Annotated in this window: 17 protein-coding genes; 13 read left to right on the forward strand and 4 right to left on the reverse strand. The window is 66.8% G+C overall.

Annotation, left to right across the window (positions count from 1 at the left end; translation table 11 throughout):
- The first annotated feature begins 203 nt into the window (after positions 1-203).
- The 6 genes from rimP (at position 204) to typA (ending at position 8,362) form a co-directional block, all read left to right on the forward strand.
- On the forward strand, positions 204-707 hold the full coding sequence (gene rimP / locus AT699_RS08310) for a ribosome maturation factor RimP (RefSeq protein ID WP_054480933.1): 504 nt from the start codon (positions 204-206) through the stop codon (positions 705-707).
- Complete coding sequence (gene nusA, locus AT699_RS08315) at positions 704-2,182, forward strand: transcription termination factor NusA (RefSeq protein ID WP_006388330.1); 1,479 nt, start codon at positions 704-706, stop codon at positions 2,180-2,182. The genes rimP and nusA overlap by 4 nt, the downstream gene beginning before the upstream one ends.
- A gap of 92 nt (positions 2,183-2,274) precedes the next feature.
- On the forward strand, positions 2,275-5,328 hold the full coding sequence (infB, locus tag AT699_RS08320) for a translation initiation factor IF-2 (RefSeq protein WP_020924547.1): 3,054 nt from the start codon (positions 2,275-2,277) through the stop codon (positions 5,326-5,328).
- Between the two features lie 23 nt (positions 5,329-5,351).
- On the forward strand, positions 5,352-5,753 hold the full coding sequence (gene rbfA, locus AT699_RS08325) for a 30S ribosome-binding factor RbfA (protein WP_006388333.1): 402 nt from the start codon (positions 5,352-5,354) through the stop codon (positions 5,751-5,753).
- Positions 5,754-5,792: 39 nt separating this feature from the next.
- Entirely contained in the window at positions 5,793-6,542 is a 750-nt protein-coding gene (truB, locus tag AT699_RS08330) for a tRNA pseudouridine(55) synthase TruB (protein WP_006388334.1), read from the forward strand.
- Positions 6,539-8,362: a translational GTPase TypA gene (gene typA / locus AT699_RS08335; RefSeq protein ID WP_006388335.1), complete on the forward strand. Its 1,824-nt coding sequence runs from the start codon at positions 6,539-6,541 to the stop codon at positions 8,360-8,362. Before truB ends, typA begins: the two co-directional genes overlap by 4 nt.
- Positions 8,363-8,541: 179 nt before the next feature.
- Here typA and AT699_RS08340 read toward each other — a convergent pair whose 3' ends face one another.
- Entirely contained in the window at positions 8,542-8,934 is a 393-nt protein-coding gene (locus AT699_RS08340; RefSeq protein WP_006388336.1) for a tautomerase family protein, read from the reverse strand.
- A gap of 106 nt (positions 8,935-9,040) precedes the next feature.
- Here AT699_RS08340 and AT699_RS08345 point away from each other — a divergent pair, with 106 nt between their 5' ends.
- Positions 9,041-9,901: a LysR family transcriptional regulator gene (locus AT699_RS08345; RefSeq protein ID WP_024068209.1), complete on the forward strand. Its 861-nt coding sequence runs from the start codon at positions 9,041-9,043 to the stop codon at positions 9,899-9,901.
- Positions 9,902-9,920: 19 nt separating this feature from the next.
- Here AT699_RS08345 and AT699_RS08350 read toward each other — a convergent pair whose 3' ends face one another.
- A complete protein-coding gene (locus AT699_RS08350) occupies positions 9,921-10,865 on the reverse strand; it encodes a LysR family transcriptional regulator (RefSeq protein ID WP_006388338.1) in 945 nt (314 codons plus the stop codon).
- 133 nt (positions 10,866-10,998) lie between these two features.
- Here AT699_RS08350 and AT699_RS08355 point away from each other — a divergent pair, with 133 nt between their 5' ends.
- Together AT699_RS08355 and AT699_RS08360 are read left to right on the forward strand one after the other, a co-directional pair.
- A complete protein-coding gene (locus tag AT699_RS08355) occupies positions 10,999-11,982 on the forward strand; it encodes a Bug family tripartite tricarboxylate transporter substrate binding protein (RefSeq protein ID WP_006388339.1) in 984 nt (327 codons plus the stop codon).
- Positions 11,983-12,052: 70 nt separating this feature from the next.
- Positions 12,053-13,477, forward strand: a complete 1,425-nt coding sequence (locus AT699_RS08360; RefSeq protein ID WP_024068210.1) for a M20 family metallopeptidase — start codon at positions 12,053-12,055, stop codon at positions 13,475-13,477.
- 67 nt (positions 13,478-13,544) lie between these two features.
- On the opposite strand, the gene AT699_RS08365 is transcribed toward AT699_RS08360, so the two are convergent.
- Positions 13,545-14,261 (reverse strand): LOG family protein, encoded by a 717-nt coding sequence (locus AT699_RS08365; RefSeq protein ID WP_444978597.1) that lies wholly within the window; start codon positions 14,259-14,261, stop codon positions 13,545-13,547.
- Here AT699_RS08365 and polA point away from each other — a divergent pair.
- The 3 genes from polA to AT699_RS08380 all read left to right on the forward strand — a co-directional run bounded on the left by polA (position 14,260) and on the right by AT699_RS08380 (position 18,871).
- Positions 14,260-16,977, forward strand: a complete 2,718-nt coding sequence (gene polA / locus AT699_RS08370; protein ID WP_049050832.1) for a DNA polymerase I — start codon at positions 14,260-14,262, stop codon at positions 16,975-16,977. The two genes, AT699_RS08365 and polA, sit on opposite strands and share 2 nt — an antisense overlap.
- A 150-nt stretch (positions 16,978-17,127) precedes the next feature.
- Positions 17,128-17,967 carry a ZIP family metal transporter gene (locus AT699_RS08375; RefSeq protein ID WP_024068213.1) on the forward strand — a complete coding sequence of 280 codons (840 nt, stop codon included), beginning with the start codon at positions 17,128-17,130 and terminating at the stop codon, positions 17,965-17,967.
- 115 nt (positions 17,968-18,082) lie between these two features.
- A complete protein-coding gene (locus tag AT699_RS08380; RefSeq protein WP_024068214.1) occupies positions 18,083-18,871 on the forward strand; it encodes a dienelactone hydrolase family protein in 789 nt (262 codons plus the stop codon).
- 746 nt (positions 18,872-19,617) lie between these two features.
- Here AT699_RS08380 and AT699_RS08385 read toward each other — a convergent pair.
- Entirely contained in the window at positions 19,618-21,279 is a 1,662-nt protein-coding gene (locus AT699_RS08385) for a Na/Pi cotransporter family protein (RefSeq protein WP_006388345.1), read from the reverse strand.
- A 175-nt stretch (positions 21,280-21,454) separates the two neighbouring features.
- Between AT699_RS08385 and AT699_RS08390 the strand changes: the two genes are divergently transcribed.
- A complete protein-coding gene (locus tag AT699_RS08390; RefSeq protein WP_006388346.1) occupies positions 21,455-22,846 on the forward strand; it encodes an L-serine ammonia-lyase in 1,392 nt (463 codons plus the stop codon).
- The last annotated feature ends 7 nt before the right edge of the window (positions 22,847-22,853 follow it).

Raw genomic sequence — 22,853 nt, forward strand, 5'->3', positions numbered from 1 at the left:
TCCTGGCTGTGGCGGTTGGCTCGGCGGGTGTGCAAGCAAATGCGGAATGCGAAGCTGGCGAATGCGTCGCAAGGGCGGCGCGAGCCGAAATTTAGGTCGCAATATAGGGCGCTGCCCAGCATTGCTCCTTACGTGCAGTAGGGTGGCGGCTGGGCACTGTGCAATACGGTGGGCTGGGCGTGCAGCCCATTTTTTTTGAGTATATGGCTGATTTATTCGCATTGACCGAAGAGGCACTGGCCGGCATGGACGTCGAACTCGTCGACGTCGAACGTGCCGCGCTGGGCCTTTTGCGCGTCACGATCGATCGGGTCGGCGGTGTGCGCATCGAAGACTGCGAGCAGGTGTCCCGCCAATTGTCGCGGGTGTACGAGGTCGAGAACATCGACTACAAGCGGCTGGAAGTCGGTTCGCCGGGCATTGACCGCCCGTTGCGCAACGAGGCCGAATTCCGTCGCTTCGCGGGCGAACGCATCGAGATCAAGCTGCGCGAGGCATTGGACGGACGCAAGGTCTTCTCCGGCACGTTGACCGTGCCCGAAGACGCGCCCGCGGCTTCGGACGCCATGGCAGGCATGCACAAGACCGTGTTCGGTCTCGAATTTGAGGCAAAAAAGAACGAAATCCAGGTGTTGAATTTCACGGTCGACGATATCGAGCGTGCAAAACTGGATCCCGTTCTGGATTTCAAGGGCAAAAAGCGATGAGTCGCGAAATTCTTCTGTTGGTCGATGCCTTGGCGCGTGAAAAGAACGTCACGCGTGATGTCGTGTTCGGGGCGCTGGAAAGCGCGCTGGCCTCGGCCATGAAAAAGCGCTTCAAGGATGATGCGGACATTCGTGTTGCCATCGATCGTGAAACCGGTGACCACGAAGGTTTCCGCCGCTGGCTGGTGGTGCCCGACGAAGCGGGCCTGCAAGAGCCCGACAAGCAGGAAATGCTGTCGGACGCGGTCGAGATCGTGCCCAACATCCAGGTTGGCGAGTACATCGAGGAACCGCTCGAGCCCATCGAGTTCGGCCGTATCGGCGCCCAGGCCGCCAAGCAGGCGATCCTGCAGAAGATCCGCGACGCCGAGCGCGAACAGGTCCTGAACGACTTCCTGGATCGCGGCGAAACCATCGTGTCCGGCACCATCAAGCGCATGGACAAGGGCGACGCCATCATCGAGACCGGCAAGATCGAAGCGCGCCTGCCGCGTTCGGAAATGATCCCGAAGGAAAACCTGCGGGTCGCCGATCGCGTGCGCGCCTTCGTGTTGCGCGTCGACCACGCCGCCCGTGGCCAGCAGGTGATCCTGTCGCGCACGTCGCCCGAGTTCATCCGCCAGCTGTTCGAGAATGAAGTGCCCGAGATCGAGCAGGGCCTGCTCGAGATCAAGGCAGCCGCTCGCGACGCCGGCGTGCGTGCCAAGATCGCCGTGGTGGCATACGATAAGCGTATCGACCCCATCGGCACCTGCGTGGGCATGCGCGGTTCGCGCGTGACCGCCGTGCGCAATGAATTGGGCGGCGAGCAGGTCGACATCGTGCTGTGGTCGGAAGATCCGGCACAGTTCGTCATCGGCGCCCTGGCCCCGGCCAACGTCGAGTCCATCGTGGTGGACGAAGACAAGCACGCGATGGACGTCGTGGTGGACGAGGAAAACCTGCCCAAGGCGATCGGCGCCAAGGGTCAGAACGTGCGCCTGGCTTCCGAGCTGACCGGCTGGCAGATCAACATCATGACGCCGGAAGAAAGCCTGAACCGCCAGGAAGTCGAGCGTTCGGGCCTGCGCGCCACGTTCATGAACAAGCTGGATGTCGATGAGGAAGTCGCCGACATCCTGATCGACGAAGGTTTCACCGGTATCGAGGAAATCGCCTACGTCCCCATGCAGGAACTGCTGGAGATCGAGGCGTTCGACGAAGACACCATCAACGAGTTGCGCGCCCGTGCCCGCAATGCGCTGCTGACCGAGGCCATCGCCCAGGAAGAGCGTCTTGAAACGGCCCAGGATCTGCTCGAACTCGAAGGCGTGACGCCGGAACTGGCCGCCAAGCTGGCCGAGCGTCAAGTGCATACGCGTGATGATCTGGCCGAATTGGCGACGGACGAGCTGGCGGAAATCGCCGGCCTGACCGAGCAGGAAGCCAGCGACCTCATCATGCGTGCCCGCGCCCATTGGTTTGACGAAGAATAACCAAAAGGACACGGGTCTGCGGCGGATGGCCGTCAAGTCCGCCGCAAGTTCACGTTGTTTGTAATAGCTGCATATAGGGAAGAGAGAGCCTAATGTCGAGTAACACCGTCGCCCAGTTCGCTACCGAGCTGAAAATGCCTGCCAATGTGCTGCTGGAACAGCTGCGCTCGGCTGGCGTTGACCTCAAATCGGTGGACGATTCCGTCACCGACAGCGACAAGGCGAAATTGCTCGAATCGCTGCGCCGCGCCCACGGCGCGACCGAAGGCAAGAAGATCACCCTGACGCGCCGCCAGACCTCCGAGATCCGCCAGGCCGATGCCACCGGCCGCTCGCGCACCATCCAGGTCGAGGTCCGCAAGAAGCGCGTGTTCGTCAAGCGTGATCCCTCCGAACTGGCCCTGGAGCAGGCCGCCGCCGCTCGCGCCGAAGAGGAAGCGGGCGCGGAAGAAGCCGCGCAGGTGTCCGCGCCGGCCGCGCCCGAAGTGACGGCGCCGGTCGAGCCGCGCGAAGCCACGCCGGTCCAGGCCCCCGCTCCGGCTCCGGCGCAGGAACCCGTTGCTGTAGAAGCGCCCGCGCCGGTGGAAGCGCCCGCGCCTGTTGAACCCGTCGCGGCCGAAGTGCCCGCCCCCGTTGCGGCCCCCGCCGCCGAAGTCCAGGCCCAGCCTGAACCGGAACCGACGCCGGCGCCCGCTCCTGCCGAGCCCGTGGCCGAAGAGGCCAAGCCCGAAGTCAAGACTGAATCCACCGAGCCCAAGGCTGAAGAAGCCAAGCCGGAACCCGTTGTGCTAGCCAATAAGTCCGAACCATCGTCCTCCCAGGCCGCCGCGCCTGTTGTCGCCCAGGTCCCGCCTGCGGCGAAGTCCGAACCCGCCAAGTCCGCCGCCAAGCCGGTCGAGGCCGCCGCGCCCGCCGCCAAGGTTGGCAACCGTGCCGACAACCGCCGCGCCGGCCCGCCGCTCGCCGCCTCCGCCACTGGCGCCGGCCGCGATGAGGCCCGCCGCGCCGCCGAGGCCGAAGCCGCCGCGTTGCGCGAAATGTTGAACCGCCCGCGCAAGGTGCTGCGCGCTCCCGAACCGGAAGCGCCCGCCGCGGCAGCCGCGCCGATTTCGGGCACGCTGCACAAGCCGGCCGGCAAGGGGGCCGCGGGTCCTGGCGCCAAGAAGGACGCCAAGCCCGCCGCGCCTGGCACCAAGAAGACCATCAAGACGGCCGAAGTCGCCTCGACCTGGTCGGATGACGCCTCGCGCAAGAAGCCGGCCGACAAGCCGGCGGCGCCGGCCAGCCGCGACGGCTGGCGTGCAGGCGGCAAGGGCGGTGGCAAGGGTGGCGGCCGTGGTGGCCGCAACCAGCAGAATGATCGCCGCAACGAGCCGGCGCCGCAGGAATTCATCGCGCGCGAAGTGCACGTGCCGGAAACCATCAGCGTGGCCGACCTGGCCCACAAGATGTCCGTCAAGGCCGCCGAAGTCATCAAGCAATTGATGAAGCTGGGCCAGATGGTCACCATCAACCAGGTGCTGGACCAGGAAACCGCCATGATCGTGGTCGAGGAACTGGGCCACGTGGCGATCGCCGCCAAGCTCGATGACCCGGAAGCCTTCCTGGACGAAACCGCCAGCGTGTCGGAAGCCGAACAGCTGCCGCGCGCTCCGGTCGTGACCGTGATGGGCCACGTCGACCACGGCAAGACCTCGCTGCTGGACTACATCCGCCGCGCCAAGGTTGCCGCGGGCGAAGCCGGCGGCATTACGCAGCACATCGGCGCCTACCACGTGGAAACCGAGCGTGGCATGGTGACCTTCCTGGATACCCCGGGCCACGAGGCGTTCACCGCCATGCGTGCCCGTGGCGCCAAGGCCACCGACATCGTCATCCTGGTCTGCGCGGCCGACGACGGCGTGATGCCGCAGACGCGCGAAGCCATCCACCATGCCAAGGCCGCCGGCGTGCCGATGGTGGTGGCCATGACCAAGATCGACAAGCCCAGCGCCAACCCCGAGCGCGTCAAGCAGGAGCTGGTCGCCGAGGAAGTGGTGCCGGAAGAATACGGCGGCGACGTGCCGTTCGTGCCGGTGTCGGCCAAGACCGGCGAGGGCATCGACGCCCTGCTCGAGAACGTGCTGCTGCAGGCCGAACTGCTGGAACTGAAGGCGCCGGTGGACGCGCAGGCCAAGGGCCTGGTGATCGAAGCCCGCCTGGACAAGGGCCGCGGCCCCGTCGCGACCATCCTGGTCCAGAGCGGCACGCTGCACCGTGGCGACGTGGTGCTGGCTGGCGCCAGCTTCGGCCGCGTGCGTGCCATGCTCGACGAGAACGGCAAGCCGATCCAGGCCGCCGGTCCGTCAATCCCGGTGGAAATCCAGGGCCTGACCGAAGTGCCGGCCGCCGGCGACGAGCTGATGGTGCTGTCCGACGAGCGCAAGGCGCGCGAGATCGCGCTGTTCCGCCAGGGCAAGTTCCGCGACGTCAAGCTGGCGCGCCAGCAGGCCGCCAAGCTGGAATCGATGTTCGACAACCTGGGCGAAGGCACCCAGACCCTGGCGCTGATCGTCAAGACCGATGTCCAGGGTTCGCAGGAAGCGCTGGTGCAGTCGCTGACCAAGCTGTCGACCGACGAAGTGCGCGTGCAAGTGGTGCACGCGGCCGTGGGCGGCATCTCGGAAAGCGACATCAACCTGGCGATCGCCTCGAACGCCGTGGTGATCGGCTTCAACGTCCGCGCCGAAGCGAGCGCCAAGAAGCTGGCCGAGACCAACGGCATCGACGTGCGCTACTACAACATCATCTACGACGCCGTGGACGAGGTGAAGGCAGCCATGTCGGGCATGCTGGCGCCCGAGAAGAAGGAAGAGATCATCGGCCTGGTCGAGATCCGCGAGGTCTACAGCATCTCCCGCATCGGCAATATCGCCGGTTGCATGGTGCTCGACGGCCTGGTGCGTCGCGATTCGCAGGTCCGCCTGCTGCGCAACAACGTGGTCCAGTGGACCGGCCAGCTCGATTCGCTGCGCCGCTTCAAGGACGACGTCAAGGAAGTCAAGTCGGGCTTCGATTGCGGTCTTACGCTGCGCGGCAACAACGACATCCAGGTGGGCGACCAGCTGGAAGTCTTTGAAATCAAGGAAATCGCGCGTACGCTGTAAAGCGTCGCGAGGCATTGCTTCCAATGAGCCGTCACAAGTCCAAAGCCATCCCCGGCCGCAATCTGCGGCTGGCCGACCAGATCCAGAAGGATCTGGCCGGGATCATCCAGCGCGAGATCGACACGACCCGCGCTGGCTTGATCACGCTCTCCGGTGTGGAACTGTCGACCGACTACGCGCATGCCAAGGTGTATTTCACGGTTCTGGGCGCCGAGCCCGAGGCCGCGACCGCCTTGCTGAACGAGAAGGCCGGCTGGCTGCATTCCCAGCTGTACAAGCTGCTGCACATTCATACTGTCCCCACTTTGCGCTTCTTCCACGACGAGCAGATTGCCCGTGGTATCGAAATGTCGATCCTCATCGACCGCGCAAACCGGCCCGGCCCGCACTCGGGCGTGCCCGACGAACCTGAAGACCAGTCCTGATCGGGCTGTCGTCACTGCTTTAATTTCCGGATTCCGACGATGGCTAAACGACGCGGGCTTGCGCTCGACGGTGTGCTGTTGCTCGACAAACCCGTAGGTTTGTCGAGCAACCACGCCTTGCAACGCGCCAAGCGTGCCATGGACGCGGCGAAGGCCGGCCATACCGGCACCCTCGACCCCTTCGCCACCGGTCTGCTGGTGTGCTGCATGGGCCGGGCAACCAAGATTTCCGGCGCGATGCTTGACGCCGACAAGGCCTATCGCGCTACGCTGCAATTTGGCGAGGAAACCGATTCCGGCGACCTGACCGGCAACGTGGTGGCCACCGCCGCGCCCGGCTTCGTGGTCGAGGAACAGGCGCTGCGCGACGCGCTGTCACGTTTCTCGGGCACGATCGAGCAGATTCCGCCCATGTATTCGGCGCTCAAGCGCGACGGCAAGCCGCTGTACGAATACGCGCGGGCCGGCATCGAGTTGGAACGCCCGCCGCGGCAGATTACGATTTACCGCATCGAGCTGCTGTCCCTGAACGGGACGCAGGCAGAGATCGATGTGGCTTGCAGTAAAGGCACATACATCCGGACGCTGGCCCAGGACATCGGGCGCGCGCTGGGCTGTTACGCCCACCTGGCGGCGCTGCGGCGCACGCACGTCGGGCCATTTTCTCTGGAACGCGCCGTTGCGCTGGATGCCTTGCAGGCGATGCCAGACCCCAAGCAGGCATTGCTTGCACTGAACGAATTGCCGGCGGGCTTGCTGCCCGCCACCACCTTAAAGGACTCGCTATGACTCGCGCCTTGCGCAACGTCGCCATCATCGCCCACGTGGACCACGGTAAAACCACCCTGGTCGACCAGCTGCTGCGCCAATCCGGCACCTTCCGCGAAAACCAGGCGCTGACCGAACGGGTCATGGACTCGAACGACCTGGAAAAAGAACGCGGCATCACGATTCTGGCCAAGAACTGTGCCGTTGAATACGAAGGCACGCACATCAACATCGTCGACACCCCGGGGCACGCGGACTTCGGCGGCGAAGTCGAGCGCGTGCTGTCGATGGTCGACGGCGTGCTGCTGCTGGTCGATGCCGTCGAAGGCCCGATGCCGCAGACCATCTTCGTGACCCGCAAGGCGCTGGCCCTGGGCCTGAAGCCCATCGTGGTGGTCAACAAGGTCGACCGTCCGGGCGCCCGCACCGACTTCGTCATCAACGCCACCTTCGACCTGTTCGACAAGCTGGGCGCGACCGACGAGCAACTGGACTTCCCGGTGGTGTACGCCTCGGGCCTGTCCGGCTACGCCGGCCTGACGCCGGACGTGCGCGAAGGCGACATGCGCCCGCTGTTCGAAGCCATCCTGCAGCACGTGCCGCAGCGCGACGACGATCCCAACGGCCCGCTGCAGATGCAGATCATCTCGCTGGACTACAACAGCTACGTCGGCAAGATCGGCGTGGGCCGCATCAACCGCGGCCGCATGCGTCCCGGCATGGAAGTGGCCTACAAGTTCGGTCCCGAGGGCCAGGGCGGCCGCGGCCGCATCAACCAGGTGCTGAAGTTCCACGGCCTGGAGCGCATCGTGGTGGACGAAGCCGAAGCCGGCGACATCGTGCTGATCAACGGTATCGAAGACCTGGGCATCGGCTGCACCGTGACCGACCCCGTGACGCAGGACGTGCTGCCGATGCTGCGCATCGACGAGCCGACGCTGACCATGAACTTCATGGTCAACACCTCGCCGCTGGCGGGCCGTGAAGGCAAGTTCGTCACCAGCCGCCAACTGCGCGACCGCCTGGACCGCGAACTGAAGTCGAACGTGGCGCTGCGCGTGCGCGACACCGGCGACGACACCGTGTTCGAAGTGTCGGGCCGCGGCGAACTGCACCTGACCATCCTGCTGGAAACGATGCGCCGCGAAGGCTACGAACTGGCGGTGTCGCGTCCGCGCGTGGTGTTCAAGGAAGTCGACGGCGTCAAGTGCGAGCCGTTCGAATCGCTGACCATCGACGTCGAAGACGCCCACCAGGGCGGCGTGATGGAAGAACTGGGCCGCCGCAAGGGCGACCTGCAGGACATGCAGCCGGACGGCCGCGGCCGCACCCGCCTGGAATACCTGATTCCGGCCCGTGGCCTGATCGGCTTCCAGAACGAGTTCCTGACGCTGACGCGCGGCACCGGCCTGATGAGCCACATCTTCCACGAATACGCGCCCATCAAGGAAGGCTCGATCGGCGAGCGCCGCAACGGCGTGCTGATCAGCCAGGACAACGGCGACGCCGTGGCCTACGCGCTGTGGAAGCTGCAGGATCGCGGCCGCATGTTCGTGAACCCGGGCGATGCGCTGTACGAAGGCATGATCATCGGCATCCACAGCCGCGACAACGACCTGGTCGTGAACCCGATCAAGGGCAAGCAGCTGACCAACGTGCGCGCCTCGGGCACCGACGAAGCGGTGCGCCTGGTGCCGCCGATCCAGATGTCGCTGGAATACGCCGTGGAATTCATCGACGACGACGAGCTGGTCGAAATCACGCCCAAGTCGATCCGCCTGCGCAAGCGCTACCTGCAGGAAAACGAGCGCAAGCGCGCCGCGCGCGAATCCGCCGTGTAAGGCGGGGCGGGGTTCAGGCCCCGCGCGCCTGGCAATCGGAAAGCCGCACACCCTTCGGGGTGCGCGGCTTTTTTCATTCGTGGCCGCGGGCTTGCCGGCGGCGCTGTTCAAGCTGTCGAGGTCCACACGCTGCCGACCACGCGGCGCAGCGGCCGCCGCCCGCGCGCCGGCACGCGGGCTCAGGCGTGCTGGTGCCGGTATTCCTGCGTCTTGCCGCCATAGCCATAGGCGGCCGCGCGCGCGTCGATTACATGCACGTAGGAACATTCGTGCAGCTCGCCGAGGATCTCGCCGAAGGCTGCGTAGATCTCCTGGATGAAGCGCGCCTTCTCGGCCTTGGTGTTGGTCTCGTCGGTGACGCTGATGTCCAGGTGGAAGGCGTTCCTGCCCAGTTCCGACAAGGGGCGCCCGCCGATGAACCATTGGTCCAGCGGAATGTGCTGCAGCGTGATGGCGATGACCGGCAGCTTCTTGCCGAGCACCGACTGGGTCAGGCTGGCGACCGAATCGACGATGCGGCGGTTGCGGGCGGCGTCGGGCTGGCCGGATACGTGGACGACGATGTGGGGCATGACAGGCTCCTTGGGTGAGGGGAATGGAGCCAGTGTAGGGACGGCATTGACATCGGAAAAGCGGGAATTTACGATTGCTTCCATCGTATAAACCGTTGGATACGCCATGTCCGGATTCGATCTCGACCAGTTGCGCACGCTGGTGGCGGTGCTGGATGCGGGCAGCCTGACGGCGGCCGCGCCCAAGGTGTTCCTGTCGCAATCCTCCGTCAGCGAACAGATGCGCAAGCTGGAGGAGCGGGCCGGCCAGCCGCTGCTGATCCGCGGCAAGTCGGGCGTGGTCGCGACCCCCGCCGGCGAACGCCTGCTGGCGCATGCGCGCGCCATCCTGGCGCTCAGCGACGAAGCCTACCGCGACCTGCGCGGCGTGGCGCTGCGTGGAGAGTTGCGGCTGTGCATCACCGACTACTTCCGGCCCGGCGACGTGGCGCGCCTGCTGCGGCGCCTGAACGAGCAGTATCCCCAGGTGCGCATGCACGTCACCATCATGAAAAGCGGCGCGATCGAGGCCGCCTACGAACGCGGCGAAGTCGATGTCGGCATTTCGATGGTGATCCTGGAGCGCGGCGCGTCGAAAGGGCGGGCGTCGGGACCATTGCTGCGGCGTGAGTCGTTGCTGTGGATGGCGGCCGAGGGCGCGCCGGCGCCGCCGGAACCGTTGCCATTGCTGGCGCTGCCCGAGACCTGCGCGTTGCGCCAGTATGCCGAACGATTGCTGGCACGGCGCGCCGTGCCGTACGCCGTGGCGCACGTGGCCTCGGGCGTCGCGGGGTTGCAACTGGCGATCGGTGCGGGGCTGGGCGTGGCCTGCTTGAACGAGTCGGCACTGGCGCCAGGCATCGGCCGTCTGCAGATGCCCGGCCTGCCGCCGTTGCCCGACGTTGAATTCCGCCTGCTGCCGGCGCGGCCGGGCGAAGATGCCTTTATCGGCCAGGCGCGCGAAGCGATCGAGCGGGCGCTGCGTTGAGCCGGTTTCGGCGCGGCGGTCAGGGGGGCGGTTGCTCCGGCGCGCGCATCAACCAGTGCAGGAATTCGCGGCCGGGACCCGCCTGTCCGACGATGGCGCCGATGGGCTGGAAGGCGCCCGGCGATTCGATCAGCAGGCGCTGAAAATGGCCATGTTGCAGATACCAGCCGGCCAGCGTCAGCGGCACCATGGCCAGCGCCTGCTGCGCCTGCATGACGGCGATCAGCAGTGGCATGGGTGGCGCGGCGCTGGCCAGGCGGCATAGCCGAGGAACCACGCCGGCGCGTTCGAAGAAAGCGGTGAAGACGGCGTGGATCGCCAGTTCCGGACGTGGCTGGATCCAGAGCTGGGTTGCCACCTGCGCCAATGTCGGCGCGGCGTCGCTGGCGAGCAACGGATGGCCGGGCGTGGCGACGATGACGGCGCCATCCTGTTGCAGCGGGACGAAGTCCAGGCCGGCGGGCATCGCTTCGGGGCGCCGGCACAGCAGCATGTCCAGATTGCCCGCGGCCGCCAGCGGCAGCAACTGTTCGCGGCTGCCTTCCTGCAAGTCCACCTGCAGGTCCGGATGGGCCCGCATGTAGGCCGGCAGATGTTGCGCCAGCAGGCCGCTGCTGGCTGCCGGGATGGCGCCCAAGCGCAGGCTGCCGGCGGCGCCGCCGCGCAGGGCCGCGACCGAGTCGGTCGAGGCGCGCAGCGAGGTGAGCATGCCGCGCGCGCAATCGGCCATCAATTGACCGCAGCGGGTGGCGCGCATGCCGCGGGCGTGGCGTTCGAACAGCTCCACGCCCAGCAGGGATTCGATGTCCGCCAGGGCATGGGTGGCGGCCGGCTGGCTCATGCCGATCTGCGCGGCGGCCTGTTGCAGGCTGCCGAGCTCGGCGACCCCGGCCAGCAGTTGCAGGTGGCGCAGGCGCCCCTTGGCCAGCAGCCGGGCGAGCAGGGTGGCGGGAGCGACGTCCATGGATCGAACATTCCGGAGCGAGATATTCAAAGTATGAATATATTGGTCGGTTAATGTATTTGAAATAAGGATATGCCCTGCCCAGAATGGCGTGACGCCGGCTACCGGTTTCCACTCAAGGATTCGCCGTTCCATGAAGTCCCGTCTGTTGCATGCTTTCGTCTGCGCCGCACTGGTCGGCGTTTCGTCCCTGGCGCACGCGCAGGGCGTCTATCCCTCGCAGCCGGTGCGCCTGATCGTGCCGTTCGCGCCCGGCGGTTCCACCGATGTCCTGGCGCGGGCGGTGGCCGACGGCCTGCGCAAGGAACTGGGCCAGAGCGTGGTGGTGGAGAACCGCGCCGGCGCCGGCGGCCTGATCGGCACGGAGGCGGTGGCGCGGGCCGAGCCCGACGGCTATACGCTGGGCATGGCCACCGTCAGCACCATGGCGGTCAATCCGCTGTTGTACGGTACGGCGCGCGTCGATCCGGCAAAGCAACTGACGGCGGTGGGTTCGGTGGCGAATGTGCCGGTGGTGTGGATGGTGAACCCGGCCTTTCCGGCGACGGACTTCGCGCAGTTCCTGGCCGAATTGCGGGCGCATCCGGGCAAGTATTCCTTCGGTTCGCCAGGCGTGGGGTCGCTCGGGCACCTGAACCTGGCGGCGATGAATGCCGACCTCCAGGTCGAGGTGTTGCACGTGCCCTACCGGGGCATGGGCCCCGCGTTGACGGCCGCCGTGGGCGGCGAGGTGCAGGTGCAGCAGGATCAGTACGCCTCGGCCCAGTCCTTGATCAAGGCGGGCAAGCTGCGCCCGATCGCGGTGGCCGCCCCCGCGCGACTGGCCGGCCTGCCGCAGCTGCCGACGCTGGCCGAACTGGGCTACCCGCAGTTGAATGCGCTGGGCCAGACCTGGTTTGGCCTGGTGGCGCCGGCGGGCACGCCCGAGGCCGTGGTGCTGCGCCTGAACGACGCGGTGCGGCGGGCGCTGGCCGAGCCGGCGCTGGTGCAGCGGCTGGCCACCCTGGGCGCCGAGCCCGACACCGGCACGCCGCAGGCTTTCAGCCAGCGCATCGCGCAGACCCTGGCCGCCAATCGCAAAATCATTGAAACTGCCGCCATCAAGCTCGACGAATGACGTTTTGCCACCGCCGGCGACGTACCGTGGCCGGCGCCCGCAGATCCTGTAGACCGCCACTGGAGACACGATGGGAGCCATCGACATTCTTGCCCCGTTCATCGACGCGCGCAGCGACCGCTACGCCGAGCTGAGCGACCGCATCTGGAGCCTGGCCGAATTGCGCTATGACGAGCACAAGTCGGCCGAATTGCACATCGCCATGCTGGAGGAGGCCGGCTTTCGCGTCACCCGCGACGCCGCCGGCATCCCCACGGCCTTCGTCGCCGAGGCCGGCACGGACGGCCCGGTGATCGGCATCCTGGGTGAATACGATGCCTTGTCCGGCCTGAGCCAGGAAAGCGGCGCCTACGCCTGCCAGCCGTCGCCGGAAACGCCCAACGGCAACGGTCATGGCTGCGGCCACCACCTGCTGGGCACGGCCGCGCATTTCGCGGCGGTGGCGGTCAAGGAATTCCTCGAACGCAATGGCCTGGCGGGCCGCATCCGTTTCTATGGCTGTCCGGCCGAGGAGGGCGGCTCGGGCAAGACCTTCATGGCGCGCGCCGGCCTGTTCGACGACCTGGACGCGGCGCTGACCTGGCATCCGGCTTCGCACACCGGCATCTTCCACCAGTCGTCGCTGGCCAACATTCAGGCCTATTTCCGCTTTCGTGGCGTGGCGGCGCACGCGGCCAATTCGCCGCACCTGGGACGCAGCGCGCTGGACGCGGTGGAACTGATGAACGTAGGCGTGAACTACCTGCGCGAGCACATGGTGCCGGACGCGCGGGTGCACTACGCGGTGACCAACAGCGGCGGCATCTCGCCCAACGTGGTGCAGGCCCGCGCCGAAGTGCTGTACCTGGTGCGCGCGCCGATCAATTCGCAGGCCGCCGAGCTGTACGAACGGGTCAAGAACGTGGCCCGCGGCGCGGCGCTGATGACCGGCTGCGAGCTGGAGATCGTGTTCGACAAGGCCTGCTCCAACTACATTCCCAACGGCGTGCTGAACCAGGTCATGTACGCCAACATGCAGGCGCTGCAGGGACCCGCTTACACCGAGGGCGAACAGCAGGCCGCGCGCCGCATGTGGGACGCGATTTCGGCCGATGACATCGACAACGCCGGCAAGAACCTGGGCGCGGTGCTGCGCAATCCGACGCCGTTGTTCAGCGGCGTGGCGCCCTACGAGCCCGGCAGGCACGAGATCAGCTACGGCTCGACCGACGTGGGCGACGTCAGCTGGGTGACGCCCACCGCGCAATGCTGGGGCGCCTGCTATGCCTACGGCACGCCGTTCCATTCGTGGCAGATGGTGGCGCAGGGCAAGCTGTCGCTGGCGCACAAGGGCATGGTGCACGCGGCCAAGATCATCGCCGCCACGGCGGCGGATCTCTATCGGCAGCCCGAGACGCTGGCGCGCGCCAAGGAAGAGTTGTTGGAAATGCGCCGCGGCCAGCCGTACGTCTGCCCGATTCCGGCGGACGTGCTGCCGTCGTTCATGCGCAAGTAGGCGCAGGCGGGCGGCCGCGATCCGCGGCCGCCCGGTATTGCCGGGCGTCTTTCCCGGCCAGCGGGCGTCAGGCCGGCAGAGACGGCGCGTATTGCGCTTCCGTGCTGACCTTCTGGTGGAACTCGACCACCTTGCGCACGACCTTGCGCGGATCATCCTCGATGATGAACAGATCCAGGTCGTGCGCCCCGATCATGCCATTGCCCAGTACCTGGCCACCCAGCCATTCGACCAGGCCGGACCAGTATTCGCTGCCCACCAGCACGATGGGCGCGGGCGGGACCTTGCCGGTCTGGATCAGCGTCAACGCTTCGAAGAGCTCGTCCAGGGTGCCGAAGCCGCCCGGCATCGCCACGTAGGCGAAGCTGTGCATGAAGAACGTGGCCTTGCGGGAGAAAAAGTACTCAAACGACAGACTGATGGTCTGATACTCGTTGTTATGGGCTTCGTGCGGCAGGCTGATGTTCAGCCCGATGCTGGTGCCGCCGGTTTCGAAGGCCCCCTTGTTGGCCGCCTCCATGATGCCCGGGCCGCCGCCCGCGATGACCGCGAACCCCGCCTCGGCCAGGGCGGCCGAGATTGCCACGGTGGTTTCATAGTGGGGGGAGTTGCGGCTGACGCGCGCGCTGCCGAAGACACTGACCGCGGGCCCGATGTGCGCGAGCTTTTCCGCCGCCGTCCGTATCTCTGACATAATCAGCGGAATTTGTTTTTCGGCGGGCGTCGCCGCAATTGCCGTCGCAGTTGTTGCCGCAGTTGTTGCCATATCTGCCTTTGTAACCATGAAAAAAACCTTATTGCTGGTCGACGGTTCAAGCTACTTGTACCGCGCTTTCCACGCTATGCCTGATTTGCGCAATGCGCAAGGCGAACCTACGGGTGCGCTGTACGGCGTAGTCAATATGTTGCGCAAGCTTGTATCCGACTATAAGGCAGAGTATGCCGCATGTATTTTCGATGCGCGTGGCAAGACGTTCCGCGACGATCTGTATCCGGAATACAAGTCGCACCGTCCGCCCATGCCGGAAGACCTGGCGGCCCAGATCGAGCCCATCCACCGCGCCGTGCGCGCCCTGGGCTGGCCGGTGCTGGCCATCGAGGGGGTCGAGGCCGATGACGTGATCGGCACGCTGGCCTGCCGCGCCGCCGAACGCGGCGTGCATACGGTGGTGTCCACCGGCGACAAGGACCTGGCGCAACTGGTCAACAGCCACGTCACCCTGGTCAACACCATGAGCGGCGAGGTGCTGGACGAGGCCGGCGTGCTCAACAAGTTCGGCGTGGCGCCGGACCGCATCGTCGACTACCTGATGCTGGTGGGCGATACCGTCGACAACGTCCCGGGCGTGACCAAGGTCGGCCCCAAGACGGCCGCCAAATGGATCTCCGAGTTCGGCTCGATCGACAAGCTGGTCGAAGGCGCCGAAGGCATCAAGGGCGTGGCGGGCAACAACCTGCGCGAAGCCATCCCCAATTTCCCGCTGACGCGCCAGCTGCTGACGGTGAAGTGCGACTGCGACTTGACCGGCCACGTCGACAGCGTCGACGACCTGACGCCGCGCGATCGCGACGACGCCACCCTGACCGAACTGTACGAACGCTACGGTTTCCGCACCTGGCTGCGAGACCTGACCGGCGACGCCGAGCGCGTGCCGACGGGCGACGCCCGCGTGGCGGCCGAAGTGCCGGCCGCGCCCACGGAGCTGGATTACCGCATCATTGCCGACTGGCCGGCGTTCGACGCCTGGATGGAACTGGTGGACAAGGCGGCGCTGGTGGCGGTGGATACGGAGACCACCTCGCTGGACGAGATGCAGGCCAAATTGGTCGGCCTGTCGATGGCGGTGGCGCCGGGCGTGGCCTGCTATATCCCGGTCGCGCACCGCGGCCCGGACGGCGCCACACAACTGCCCAAGGATGAGGTGCTGGCACGGCTGCGTCCGTGGCTGGAAGACGCCTCTCGCGCCAAGCTGCTGCATCACGCCAAGTACGACACTCACGTGTTCGCCAACGAAGGCATCCGCCTGGCGGGCATCGCCGAAGACACCATGCTGCAGGCCTACGTGCTGGAGTCGCATCGCGGCGTCGGCCTGAACGACCTGGCGCAGCGCTACCTGGGCCGCAGCGGGGTTTCGTACGAAGACCTGTGCGGCAAGGGCGCCAAGCAGATCGGCTTCGACGAAGTGGCGGTGGACAAGGCCGGCCACTACGCCGCCGAGGATGCCGACTTCACGCTGCAACTGCACCAGGTGCTGCGCCCGCAGGTGGCGGCCGATGCCGGGCTGGAACGCATCTACCTGCTGGAGATGCAGGTATCGGCGGTGCTGACCACGATCGAGCGCAACGGCGTCAAGGTCGATGCGGCGGAACTCGGCCGCCAGAGCCACAAGCTGGGCCAGGAAATGCTGCAGCTCGAGCAGAAGGCCTATGAACTGGCAGGGCAGCCCTTCAACCTGAATTCGCCCAAGCAGCTGGGCGAGATCCTGTTCGGCCGCATGCAGTTGCCGGTGGTGCGCAAGACCGCCGGCGGCGCGCCATCGACCGACGAGGAAGTGCTGAGCAAGCTGGCGCAGGACTACCCGCTGCCGCAGGTGCTGCTGGAGTACCGGGGGCTGTCCAAGCTCAAGTCCACTTACACGGACAAGCTGCCGCGCATGATCAATCCCGATACCGGCCGCGTGCACACGCACTATTCGCAGGCCGCGGTGATCACCGGCCGCCTGGCGTCGTCCGATCCCAACCTGCAGAACATCCCGGTGCGCACCGAGGCCGGGCGCCGGGTGCGCGAGGCCTTCATCGCCGAGCAGGGCCTGCTGCTGTCGGCCGACTATTCGCAGATCGAGCTGCGCATCATGGCGCACGTGTCGGACGACGCCAACCTGCAGCGCGCCTTCGCGGCCGGCGAGGACATCCACCGCGCCACGGCGTCGGAAGTGTTCGGCGTGGCGCTGGCGGACGTGTCGTCCGAGCAGCGGCGCGCGGCCAAGGCGATCAACTTCGGCCTGATCTACGGCATGGGCGTGTTCGGCCTGGCATCCAACCTGGGTATCACGCGCGACGCGGCGCAAGCGTATATCGACCGCTACTTCGCCCGCTATCCCGGCGTGGCCATGTACATGGAGAACACGCGCCGAGTGGCCCGCGAGCAAGGCTACGTCGAGACCGTGTTCGGGCGCCGGCTGCAACTGCCGGAAATCCGCGGCGCCTCGGGCCCGCGTCGCCAGGGCGCCGAGCGCGCGGCGATCAACGCGCCGATGCAGGGCACCGCGGCCGACCTCATCAAGATGGCGATGGTGGCGGTGCAGGACTGGCTCGAAGCCGAAAAGCTGCAGACCCGCATGATCATGCAGGTGCACGACGAACTGGTGCTGGAAGCGCCGGACGCCGAACTGGAGCTGGTCAAGCAAACTCTGCCGCGCCTGATGTGCAACGTGGCCGAGCTGCGTGTGCCGCTGGTGGCCGAGGTGGGCGTGGGCAAGAACTGGGAACAGGCGCACTGAAGCCCGGGCGCGGCGTCACTGGCGCCGCGTGGGCGAGGAGCGCGGGCCGCGCAAAGGAAGGGCACGGCTTCCTTGGGCGGCCTATTTCCGCTTTTCTCCCTGCAACAATATAATGTTGCGCTTCCTCCCTGACAATAATACGTCCCCCAAATGCTGCTGCTCTGGGTCCTTCTTGCCACCATCACCGGCGGCCTCATCGCCGTCCTTGTCGCCAGCTGGCTGGCCTACAAGGTTTTTGCCCACTATCTGCACCACATGGTCAGCCTGTCCGTGGGAGTGCTGCTGTCGGTCGCGCTGCTGCACCTGCTGCCGGAGGCCTTTGAAAGCGGGGTGGCCGATGCCCACGTACTGTTCGGCCTGATGCTGGCGTCGCTGATCGGCTTTTTCGTGCTGGAGAAGATCGCGCTGCTGCGCCACAGCCACCACCACGAGGGCGACGGCCACCATCATCATCATGGCCACGACCGCCACGAGGCGGGGCGCGGGGGCGTGCTTATCCTGATCGGCAGTTCGCTGCACAACCTGTGCGACGGCGTGCTGGTCGCGGCGGCCTTCCTGACCGATCCGCTGCTGGGCGTGCTGACGGCCGCCTCGATCATCGTGCACGAGGTGCCGCACAAGCTGGGCGATTTCGTGGTGCTGCTCAACGCCGGCCTGGCGCGCCGCCGCGCTTTCGCGCTGATCCTGTTCACCAGCTTGTGTTCAGCCGTGGGCGGCATAATAGGCTACTTCGTGCTGCAACAGGCGCAGGACTGGGTGCCGTACGTATTGGTGGTTGCCGCGAGCAGCTTCCTCTACATCTCGGTGGCCGACCTGATGCCGCAGATGCACGAACGGGTATCCCTGGCCGATGCGGTGCCGCAATTGCTGCTGGTGGGCGTGGGCGTGGTGCTGATCTACAGCGTCACGACCCTGATGCACCATGGGCATGATCACGAGGCGGGCGCCGGCCACGGCGCGGCGCGTACGGAGCACATGCATACGCATTGAACCGCAGCGTGCGCCATACCCGGCTTTGCTTTCGAACCTGGCCGGTCGTGTCGCGGATGCCGCAAGGCGGACCGCGGGGCATCGGCTCCGCCTTGATTCCTACCAGGAGTTCGCCATGAGTTTTTCCGCCGCCGCCGGCAATGTCGCCCCCACCGTGATCCACACGGACGCCCAGGGGCTGGCCCACGGGGATTTCCAGTTGCCCGTGGCCGATGGGTCCATCAGCGCCTATTACGCCGCCCCCGAAGGCAAGCGCGACCTGCCGGTGGTGCTGGTGATCCAGGAAATCTTCGGGGTGCACGAGCACATCAAGGATATCTGCCGCCGGGTGGCCAAGGCCGGTTACCTGGCCGTGGCCGCGAATCTGTACGAGCGCCAGGGCGATGCGTCGACCTATACCGATATTCCCAAGCTGATCGCCGAAATCGTCAGCAAGGTGCCCGACGAGCAGGTGTTCGCCGACCTGGACGCCAGCGTGGCGTGGGCCGCGCAGCATGGCGGTGATCCGAAGCGGGTGGCGGTGACAGGGTTCTGCTGGGGCGGGCGCCTGACCTGGATGTACGCGGCGCACAATCCGGACGTGAAGGTGGGCGTGGCCTGGTATGGCCGACTGAGTTCGGGGCACGGACCGTTGATCAAGCGCTTCGCGTTCGATGTGGTCAATGAACTGCATGCGCCGGTGCTGGGCCTGTATGGCGCCAAGGATGCCAGCATTCCTGTGTCGGATATCGAGATAATGAAAACCAAGCTGGCCGGCGGCAATGAAAATGCCAGGCGCTCCGAGTTCGTGGTGTACCCGCAGGCGGATCATGCTTTCCTGGCGGATTACCGGATGAGTTATCAGGCGGAAGCGGCCAAGGATGGGTGGGGGAGGATGCTGGAGTGGTTCAAGCGGTACCTTTGAGAGGGATTGTGCCCTTGGCGTCATGAGAAGCCGCTGCGCGTTTGCGTGGCGGTTTTTTTTAGGGGGTGTTGCTTTCGTAGGCCGCCCGGCGCGGGTGCCGCACGGGTGGGCGCGCCTGCGATTGCGGTCCGGAGCCTTCGCTCCGGACTACCCCAACCTCAACCTCGTCCGCCTTCGGCTCCCTACGGTTTCCGTCGGGCGCATCTGACGGCGCGCCCACCCGTGCGCCACCCGCGCCGGGCTACCGGTTTCGAGGCATGGGGCGCTGCTGGACCGCGGCGGCATGCGAGAGGTTTGCGGGGCCCGCCAGGGTCGGCTGCGCGGGCAGCCGGCCCTGGCATACGCGGCGTGGGGCGTCGGGGCCGGGTTCGCCGCGCGCGGGAAGAGGGGGCGATAGGTAGTGCGGTGTCGCGGAGAGAACTGTCCGCCTATTGCGCCCCGTAGATGAATGAAAGGGAGCGAGTTCTATCGCATGCGGCAATCGCCACTGTGCGACACAGTTGCTTCAAGCCGGGGTAGCCCCCAACGGTGGCAGCCATTGCGGGGCAGCGCGGGAGCCTTCAAAAATCTCCCGCCAGGATGGCCGGCCCGCCGCCCGGCCACCCGAAGGCGGGCCAGCCCCCTCGGGGGGCAGCAAGCGCGCGAAGCGCGCGCGGCGTGGGGCCGGCCCGCCGCCCGGCCGCCCGAAGGCGGGGCAGCCCCCTCGGGGGGCAGCTAGCGCGCGAAGCGCGCGCGGCGTGGGGGCCCTAATTCCCCGCTTCGCGCAGGCGGCTGGGGAGGAGTTCGCCGTGGCGGGCCAGGAGGGGATAGGCGGCGGCGCCGACCAGGTGGGAGTTGATGCCCTTCATGTCGCGCAGGATGTCGAGGTAGAGGGCGCCGACTTCGGCGGCGTCGACCTGGCCGCCCTTGATTTTCTGCAGATGGGCGTCCGCGGCCTGCGTTTCGATGGTGCGGAAACGGGACTTTTCGCCGGCCAGGGCGCGGGCCTGGCGCAGGTCGTCGTTGACGAACAGGGCGGCGGCCTGGCGCTGGTTGGAGATCAGTTCACCCAGGGTGTCGTCGAGGCTGGCGCGTTGTTCGGGGGAGAAGGTCCAGCCCTGCTTGCGCAGCTTGGCGATGTGGCTGAGCAGGCCGTGGTGGGCGATGTCGCCGGCATGGCCGATGTTGCTGATGAAGGCAAGGATGTCATCCATGCGCTGCACGTCGTCGCGCGTCATGTTTTCCTGGTCGAGCGTGGCCAGGTAAGTGGTAATGGCGCTTTCGAGCTTGTCCAGGGCCGTGTCGAGCTGGCGCGCCTGCACCATGCGGTGGCGATTGTCGCGCTTGAAGCCGGCGCGCGCGTACAGCAGCAGGGTCTGCAGCATGTCGGCCATGCGCAGGGCTTCGCGGGCGGCGTTGCCCAGCGCGACGGCGGGCACGTCGTGGGCCCATTCGTCCAGGTATTGCGGGCGGGACGGGTCATTGGGATCGGCGCGCTTGGGCAGCCAGCGGGTCAGCAGGGCAGCGTAGGGCGCCAGCAGCGGCAGGAACGCCAGCGCGATGACGGCGTTGAAGAGGGTGTGGAAGTTGGCGACGGCGCGCGCCGGGTCGCTGGACATCTCGCTCATCAGCGGTTGCAGCCAGGGCAGCAGCACCAGGCCGGCCAGCACCCCCAGGATGCGGGTCAGCAGGTTGCCCAGGGGCAGGCGGCGGGCGGCGGGGTCGTCGCCGGTGACGCCCTCGATCATGGGGTTGATGGCGGTGCCGAGGTTGGCGCCCAGCACCAGCGCGAAGGCGACGTGCGGCGCCACCATGTGATGGCTGGCCAGCGACATGACCAGCACCACCACGGCGACGCTGGAGTGGGCGGCCCAGGTGAAGGCGGCAGACAGCAGCACGGCCGCCACCGGCTGGGTGGCCAGGGCGTCCAGGATCATGCCCAGCATGGGAGCGGTCTGGAACGGCTCGAACAGTTCCACCAGTTGGTGCAGCGACAGCAGCAGCAGGCCGAGGCCGATGAAGACGCGGCCCAGGTCGCGGGTGCGGCCCGGCGGATAGCGGCGGAACATCCAGACGCCGGCGAGGATCAGGATGGGCGCCAGCGAGGTCAGGTCGAACGACAGCAACTGCACGATCAGCGTGGTGCCGACGTTGGCGCCGAGCATGGCGGCCAGGGCCGGCACCAGGCCGACCACGCCGCCCGCGGCAAAGCCGGTGATCATCAGGCCGGTGGCGGTGCTGCTCTGCAGCGCCGCGGTGATGCCCAGGCCGGCGGCGAAGGCGCGCAAGCGAGTGCCCAGCGCCCGGCCGAGAGCGGCGCCGAGTGCGGCGCCGAAGGCGCGTTGCACGCCTGTCTGGACCATATGCACGCCCCACAGCAGCAGGGCGACGTAGCCGGCGAAGTCAAGCAGGGTAATGAGTCCGGACATCCTGGGGTGGTTCCATTCTTTTTATGACAAGAAATAATTCTGTAATGATCGCATGCCGGGGCTGGTGGGGAAACCCGTCCCTGGAATACAGCATACGCCCCGCAGGGCTTTGCTGCGTAGTGTCGGACCTTGCGCGTATCATTGCCGGATCATTCTTGGATGCAGGGGAGTTGCGGTGGCCGTTTCCGTTTTCGATCTGTTCAAAATAGGCATAGGCCCGTCGAGTTCCCATACCGTCGGCCCCATGCGGGCCGCATTGCTGTTTGCCCAGGGGCTGGAGCGCGACGGCCTGCTGCCCAAGGTGGCGAGCGTGCGCGCCGAACTCTATGGGTCGCTCGGCGCCACGGGCAAGGGCCACGGCACCGACAAGGGCGTGCTGCTGGGCCTGATGGGCGAGGCCCCGGATACCGTCGACCCCGCCGCCATCGCCGGCATGATCGCCTCGGTGCGGGCCAGCCGCCAGCTGCCGTTGCTGGGCCACTATCCGGTGCCGTTCGTGGAAAAGGAACACATGATGTTCTACCGCCGCGAAGCCATGGCCGAGCACCCCAACGGCATGAAATTCCACGCCTTCGATGCCGAGGGCCAGTCGCTGCGCGAGGCCCGTTACCTGTCGGTGGGCGGCGGCTTCGTGGTGACGGCGGGCGCGTCCAACAGCCAGGTCATCGCCGCGCACGACCAGTTGCCGTACCCGTTCCGCACCGGCCGCGAGTTGCTGACCATGTGCCGCGAGAGCGGCCTGAGCGTGGCCCAGTTGATGATGAAGAACGAGCTGACCTGGCGCGAGGCCGGCGAGGTCGCGGCCGGGCTGGACCGCATCTGGCAGGTGATGCAGGACTGCGTTTCGCGCGGCTGCGGCATCAACTATCCCGAAGCCGACGGCGAGCTGCCGGGTCCGCTGCGGGTGCGCCGCCGCGCCCCCGAACTGTACCGCAACCTGACCCAGCGCGCCGAGCGCACGCTGTCCGATCCGCTGTCGGTGATGGACTGGGTCAACTTGTACGCCATGGCGGTGAACGAGGAAAACGCCGCCGGCGGCCGGGTGGTGACGGCGCCGACCAACGGCGCGGCGGGCATCATCCCGGCGGTGCTGCACTACTACGACCGTTTTGTCCCCGGTTCCAACCGCGAGGGCGTGCGCGACTTCCTGCTGACCGCGGCGGCCGTGGGCCTGCTGTACAAGTACAACGCCTCGCTGTCCGGCGCCGAAGTCGGCTGCCAGGGCGAGGTCGGCGTGGCCTGTTCGATGGCGGCTGGCGGCCTGGCCGCTGCGCTGGGCGGCTCGGTCGAGCAGGTCGAGAACGCGGCCGAGATCGGCATGGAGCACAACCTGGGCCTGACCTGCGACCCGGTCGGCGGATTGGTGCAGATTCCCTGTATCGAACGCAACGCCATGGCCTCGATCAAGGCCGTCAACGCCGCCCGCATGGCATTGCGCGGCGACGGCCAGCACTACGTGTCGCTGGATTCGGTCATCAAGACCATGCGCGAGACCGGCGCCGACATGAAGACCAAGTACAAGGAAACGGCGCGCGGCGGCCTGGCGGTGAATATCGTCGAGTGCTGAGGCGGGC

It is taken from the genome of Achromobacter xylosoxidans (assembly GCF_001457475.1).
In the GTDB taxonomy this organism is placed as follows: domain Bacteria; phylum Pseudomonadota; class Gammaproteobacteria; order Burkholderiales; family Burkholderiaceae_B; genus Achromobacter; species Achromobacter xylosoxidans.